At 57.7% G+C, this 5859-nt stretch carries 6 protein-coding genes; 5 read left to right on the forward strand and 1 reads right to left on the reverse strand.

Going from position 1 to position 5859, the window contains the following annotated elements; all coding sequences use genetic code 11:
• A partial coding sequence (locus GKAS_RS22405; protein ID WP_035897615.1) for an efflux RND transporter permease subunit occupies positions 1-597 on the forward strand: 597 nt, incomplete at its 5' end.
• On the opposite strand, the gene pdxR is transcribed toward GKAS_RS22405, so the two are convergent.
• Positions 594-2057, reverse strand: coding sequence for a MocR-like pyridoxine biosynthesis transcription factor PdxR (gene pdxR, locus GKAS_RS22410; RefSeq protein WP_035897616.1), 1464 nt, complete (start codon positions 2055-2057; stop codon positions 594-596). The genes GKAS_RS22405 and pdxR overlap by 4 nt on opposite strands.
• A gap of 233 nt (positions 2058-2290) precedes the next feature.
• On the opposite strand from pdxR, the gene GKAS_RS22415 reads away from it, so the two are divergent.
• The 4 genes from GKAS_RS22415 (at position 2291) to GKAS_RS22430 (ending at position 5283) form a co-directional block, all read left to right on the forward strand.
• Positions 2291-3142, forward strand: coding sequence for a transporter substrate-binding domain-containing protein (locus tag GKAS_RS22415; RefSeq protein ID WP_035897617.1), 852 nt, complete (start codon positions 2291-2293; stop codon positions 3140-3142).
• A gap of 64 nt (positions 3143-3206) precedes the next feature.
• Positions 3207-3848, forward strand: a complete 642-nt coding sequence (locus tag GKAS_RS22420) for an amino acid ABC transporter permease (RefSeq protein WP_035897619.1) — start codon at positions 3207-3209, stop codon at positions 3846-3848.
• Positions 3849-3863: 15 nt separating this feature from the next.
• Entirely contained in the window at positions 3864-4529 is a 666-nt protein-coding gene (locus GKAS_RS22425) for an amino acid ABC transporter permease (protein WP_035897621.1), read from the forward strand.
• Positions 4522-5283, forward strand: coding sequence for an amino acid ABC transporter ATP-binding protein (locus GKAS_RS22430; protein WP_035897623.1), 762 nt, complete (start codon positions 4522-4524; stop codon positions 5281-5283). Before GKAS_RS22425 ends, GKAS_RS22430 begins: the two co-directional genes overlap by 8 nt.
• The last annotated feature ends 576 nt before the right edge of the window (positions 5284-5859 follow it).

The following is a 5859-nucleotide window of genomic DNA, read 5'->3' on the forward strand; positions in this document are numbered from 1 at the left end:
ATGGAGAACCTGCTCAAGGCGAACCTGCCGGAGGGCTACGACTACGCCTGGAGCGGGCTCTCCTGGCAGGAGCAGCAGACCGGCAACCAGGCGGTGTGGATTGTGCTGGCGGCGGTAGCGATGGCGTGGCTGTTCCTCGTGGCACAGTATGAAAGCTGGACGCTACCGGCGAGCGTCATGCTGTCGGTGCTGTTCGCCATCGGTGGTGCGCTGCTGTGGCTATGGACGGCGGGCTATGCCAACGACGTGTACGTGCAGATTGGCCTGGTGCTACTTATCGCGCTGGCGGCGAAAAACGCGATATTGATTGTCGAATTCGCTCGCGAGCGCAGGCAATCCGGGCTCTCTATCGTCGAGGCCGCGCGCGAGGGGGCGACCCGTCGCTTCCGCGCGGTGATGATGACCGCGGTGTCGTTTATTATCGGTATCATGCCGATGATGTTCTCCACCGGGGCCGGGGCGCAGAGCCGCCGGATAATTGGCACCACGGTGTTCAGCGGCATGCTGGTGGCGACGGTGATTGGCATCCTGTTTATCCCGTCGCTCTACGTGCTGTTCCAGCGCCTGCGCGAGTGGGCGCACCGCAAGGCGGGCTAACCCATCTGCGCCAGTTGGCTTCGCAGCACGTCTACCCCCGGCGCAATGGCGTCGGGGTTAATGGCGTGAAAGCCCATACGGAAGAAATTGTCCGGCGGCGCCGCATCAAGAAAATGCCGTGCGCCGGGCTCAATCAACACCCCGGTATGGGCGGCGCGCCAGGTGAGCTGCTGAGTGCTGATGTTTGCGGGCGTGCGTAGCCAGAAGGCGTTGGCGTGTTCGCTGCCTGGCAGCGGCTGGCACTCCGGCAGCAGCGTCGTCAGCGCGGTATGCAGCCTGTCCCAGCGCCGGGCGGAGTCATCGCGGTAGCGTCGCAGGTGCGTCTCGTAATGACCCTGAGCGAGAAAATGCGCCATCTGGTACTGAATGTTGGTCGGCGGATGGCGGTAAACCAGCCGACGTAGGGCGCGGGCTTCATCAATTAGATCCGGGTCGGCGACCATAAACCCTAAGCGCAGCCCCGGCGACAGCGCTTTTGACAGGCTGCTGACGTAAATCACTCTCCCGCTGCGATCGCTGGCCTTCAACGCGGGCAGCGGGTTGGCCTGGAAGTTACTCTCCGAATCGTAATCATCCTCAATAATCACCGCGTCATGCTGCGCAGCGTGCGCCAGTAGCTGGCTACGTCTGGTCTTGCTCATGGTAACGCCGGTAGGCACCTGGTGGCCTGGCGTCACGTAGTAGTAGTCGCAGGGGGTGTCGCTGAGCACAATCCCTTCTTCATCCACCGGGTGCGGCACGATGTCGCTGTCACCGAGCAGAAAGGTATTAATCGCCTCGCGAAAACCGGGGTTCTCCACGCCCACTCGGGTCTGGCGCGACATCAACAGTCGGGTGAGCAGGTAGAGCGCATTCTGCGAGCCGAGGGTAATCAGAATTTCATCCGGCGCGGCGACGATGCCGCGTTTGGGCAACACGCGGGTGCGGATTTGCTCAATCAGCATCGGTACATCCTGGTCGATATGGTCGACAACCCACGCCGGGTCGCGCATGCCGCCGTGCAGCCAGTTTGCCGCCGACCGCCAGCTGGCCAGCGGAAACTGGCGGGTATCGGGCTGGCCGTAGATAAACGGATAGCGGTAGTTCATCCAGCCGGCAGGCTTGAGGATAGACTCCTGCTGGCTGGGAGTGATGTTGAGTCGTTTGCCCCACGATGGTGCAGAATCGCCGCTGGCGGGTGCAGGCGCGGCAGCAGAAAGGCGCGGCGCGTGGTAGTCCGGATGCAGGTAATAACCGCTGCGTGGACGGCTGACCAGATAGCCTTCGTTGACCAGGCTTTCAAACACCAGCGCGGTGGTATTGCGCGAAACCTGAAGCTGCTGCGCCAGCTGCCGACACGACGGCAGCGGCGTATCGACGGCGAAAATGCCGCCGAGAATGGCGTTGACCAGCGATTCACGAACCTGCTCCTGCAACCCGCGCTGGTGGTCAAAATCCACGTGCAATAAGTGCCGAATCATACGCTGCTCCTTCGAATATCCGCTTTTCCTGAGTGCAGCAATTTCTGTACCAGGCTGAAATCGTCTGACACAAGCGCGTGCGAAAACTGGCTCTATTCAGAATGCAAAAAGTCTCCCTACAGTAAAAACGTCGCCAGCCATCGTTAAAAAATGCGTCTGTCGGCACACATCTTGCAACGGTTCCAGAGCGTCTGGAATAAACGTGTTCGGCATATTTGAGTAGGGGTCAAACGATGAAAAAAACGATGGGTTCGTATTATCTGGCCGCCGTGATGGCAATGACCTTTTCATTACAGGTCGCCGCCGCTGATTTGCCAGAAATTGAAAAGTCCGGGACCTTAAAAGTGGCTACCGAGGATGACTACGCGCCGTTTAACTTTATGAATAACGGCAATGCCGATGGGTTTAACAAAGATATGCTGGCAGCGCTGCGTGAGTACGCCAAATTCAACGTCACGCAAAGTATTCTACCGTGGACCGGGTTATTAGCAGCGGTCTCCACCGGACAGTACGATATGGCATTAACCGGTGCCGTCGTCACCGATGAACGCCTCAACGTGTTTAATTTCACCCCGCCGTGGGCTTCTGCGCAGCATTATTTTGTGAAGCGTGCGGGCGATAACTCATTAAATACCATTGCCGATCTCAGCGGTAAAAAAGTCGGCCTTCAGGCGGGCAGCGCGCTATTAGCCCGCCTGCCGGAGCTGAAAGCGATGATTGAAAAAACCGGCGGTAAGCTCGGCCCGGTAGTGGAATACCCTTCTTACCCGGAAGCCTATGCCGATTTAGCCAATAAACGTCTCGACTACGTGATTAACGTGGTGATTTCCGTGAACGACCTGGTAAAAGCCAAGCCGAAGGTCTTCGCCAAGGGGTTGCCGGTCTCCGGCCCGGGCTATATGGCCTGGCCAATTCCGAAAAACTCGCCGGAACTGCTGGCGTACATGACCAAATTTATCAACCACATGCGTGAAACCGGCAAGCTCGCTGAGCTGCAGAAAAAATGGTTTGGCGAAACCTATGATGACCTGCCAACCGAACCAATCACCAGCGCCGCGCAGTTCCACAAGCTCGCCGGCCAGTAAAGCGTTGCCCGGCTGAGCCACGCGACGCCGGGAGCTATACCCCGATTAACCTCAGGAGGGCACCATGGACGCAATAGCATGGCAGTTACTGATCGAAGGCGCATGGACGACCCTCTGGATTTCGGCCATCGCCATCGCCTTTGGGGTGGTGATAGGACTGATTATCGCCTTTGTGCGCATGATGAAAATCCCGGTCATCGACCAGATTCTGGTTATCTATATCAGCCTTGCCCGCGCCACGCCGCTGGTGACGCTGGTGCTGTTTCTCTTTTTATCGCTGCCGACGGTGGGCATTAACCTCGACAAAACGGTGGCAGCTATTGTCGCGCTGACCCTCAATACCTCGGCGTTTAATGCCGAAATCTGGCGCAACGCCTTTCGCACCTTCCCGCGTGAACAGCGCGAAGCGGCAGAGTCGGTGGGGATGCGCCGCTGGCCCTATTTCCGCTACATCATGCTGCCGCAAATGTGGCTGGAGAGCCTGCCTGCGCTGGTGAACGAAATGTCCTTTTTGATTAAGGGCAGCCCGGCGATTGCGGTGATAGGCGTGGTGGATCTCACCCGCGTCACCAACCGCATCGCCTCCGTCACCTATGAACCGCTGTCACCTATCCTGGCCGCCGGTCTGCTGTACGTGGTGATTATTGGTCTGCTGCTCAAGCTTCAGAGCCTGGCGGAACGCAAAGCAAAACGACTGGCGCGATAAGCCTCTGGAGGACATATGAACCAATGGGCCATTATCTGGGCCGAGCACGACAATTTTATTGCCGGCCTGCTGGCGACGCTTGAACTGTTTATTACTGCCGCCGTATGTGGGTTGTTGATTGGCACGCTGCTGTGCTATTTCACCGAATACCAGAAGCGGGTGCTGAATAACGTTATTGTTGGGTTTGTGAACCTGATGCGGGCGATTCCGTTTTTGATTCTGGCTTATTTACTGTATTACGGATTGCCGGAGCTAGGCATTAGCCTGGACGCATGGACGGCGGGGCTGGTGGCGTTAATTATCTACCACGGTGCCTATTTCTTTGAGATTCTCCGCAGCCAGCGTCGGGTATTCTCCAACGGCTATATTGAAGCCGCTGTGGTGCAGGGTTTCTCCCGCTACACCATTTTTCGCCGCATCGTTCTGCCGAATATTTTCTCTTCCGCGCTGCCGCTTTTGGGCAATCAGCTGATTATCTGCCTGAAGGACACCGCGTTTCTCAGCATTATTACCGTACAGGAAATTACCGCCGCCGCGAACAGCGTGCAGGCAACCTATTTTATTCCGTTTAACGCCTTTATTGTCGCCATCGCGCTGTATTGGGCTATCAGCATCGTGCTCGAACTGCTGGTGAAACGGTTGAGTGTTTATAGCGCTAAAAGAGGAATGAGCCATGTCTGATACCACGGCGGTAAGCGTCAAAAATGTCTCCAAGCAGTTTGATAACGTCGAGGTGCTGCGCGATATCAATCTGACGGTGGAGAAGGGGACGGTGGTTAGCATTCTCGGTTCGTCCGGTTCGGGAAAATCGACGCTGCTGCGCTGCATGAACTGGCTGGAACAGCCCGACCGCGGCGAAATCCGTATCGGTGGGCAGCGCATTGGCGTTGATGACCACTCCGGAAAAAGTATGTCGCACCGCGAGCTGTCGAAGATTCGCGAGCGGGTAGGCATGGTGTTCCAGAGCTTCAACCTCTGGCCGCACCTGACGGTGCTGCAAAACGTGATGGAAGCATTGCTGCATGTAAAAGGCATGAAGCGCGATGAGGCGCGGCAGATTGCGCATCAGCAGCTGGAGAAAGTGGGGATGGAGCACAAAGCAGAGGCTTACCCGATAACTCTCTCCGGTGGGCAAAAGCAGCGGGTGGCGATTGCCCGTTCGCTGGCGATGTCGCCGGAGGTGCTGCTGTTTGACGAGCCGACTTCGGCGCTCGACCCGGAGCGCGTGAACGAGGTGCTAAGCGTGATGAAGTCGCTGGCGGCGGAGGGCTACACCATGGTGGTGGTGACGCACGAGATGGAGTTTGCCCGCCAGGTGTCGAACGAAGTGGTGTTTCTGGAGAAGGGAATTTTGATTGAGAAAGCGCCGCCGGAGGTTTTCTTTACGGCGCCGAAGTCGGAGCGGGTGAGGCAGTTTTTGCAAAGTAGTCGTTAATACAGATAATGCGGGATGGTTCTCCAGGGCAAAACTGAATATATGGCAGTAAGGTGAAAGGTTCCGTTCACTCTAAGTCAGGCGGAATATGAAGGCCCTTCACCGGTGAACGTGTTAAGGGGGATAACCGCATCCCCCTTAACAATCCCCGCGGCCCCGCAGGGAAATCGGTGCTTCGCACTACGCTCGCCTACGAATTCCAGCCTGCGGCACGGCGAAACTCGACATCCCTGTCTCGGTTCGCCTCAGTCCGCCATCCATGGCGTCCTGACCTTGTCTTCCATTCTCCGTCTCGCCGATTTCCAGCGGGGACTCCGCCGTTTCAGTCACTCTGGTTTTTGCCGTTAACTTAAAGACCGCACGGTTTTTGGTGGCGTCTAAATCGCCGAAGCGTTTCCCGTAGGCCGGGTCAGCCCACAGGGATGTGGGCTGAGGGCGTGGTTCACAGGGATGTGAACTCGCGCCCGACCCGAAGCCGGAAGGGAATAAGCTGAGGGAACCGCGAAGCGGCGATTTTGCCGCCAGAGCCCGGGGGTGCAGGGGGCGGCGGCGATTGGCCGCCCCTTGCGCGCTCCC

The sequence above is a fragment of the Kluyvera ascorbata ATCC 33433 genome, assembly GCF_000735365.1.
Taxonomy (GTDB): domain Bacteria; phylum Pseudomonadota; class Gammaproteobacteria; order Enterobacterales; family Enterobacteriaceae; genus Kluyvera; species Kluyvera ascorbata.

Bases quoted from the DNA above. Each gene is read 5' to 3' on its own strand.
- GKAS_RS22425 (WP_035897621.1), top strand. From the start codon at position 3,864: ATGAACCAATGGGCCATTATCTGGGCCGAGCACGACAATTTTATTGCC.
- GKAS_RS22415 (WP_035897617.1), top strand. From the start codon at position 2,291: ATGAAAAAAACGATGGGTTCGTATTATCTGGCCGCCGTGATGGCAATG.
- GKAS_RS22430 (WP_035897623.1), top strand. From the start codon at position 4,522: ATGTCTGATACCACGGCGGTAAGCGTCAAAAATGTCTCCAAGCAGTTT.
- GKAS_RS22420 (WP_035897619.1), top strand. From the start codon at position 3,207: ATGGACGCAATAGCATGGCAGTTACTGATCGAAGGCGCATGGACGACC.
- pdxR (WP_035897616.1), bottom strand. From the start codon at position 2,057: ATGATTCGGCACTTATTGCACGTGGATTTTGACCACCAGCGCGGGTTG.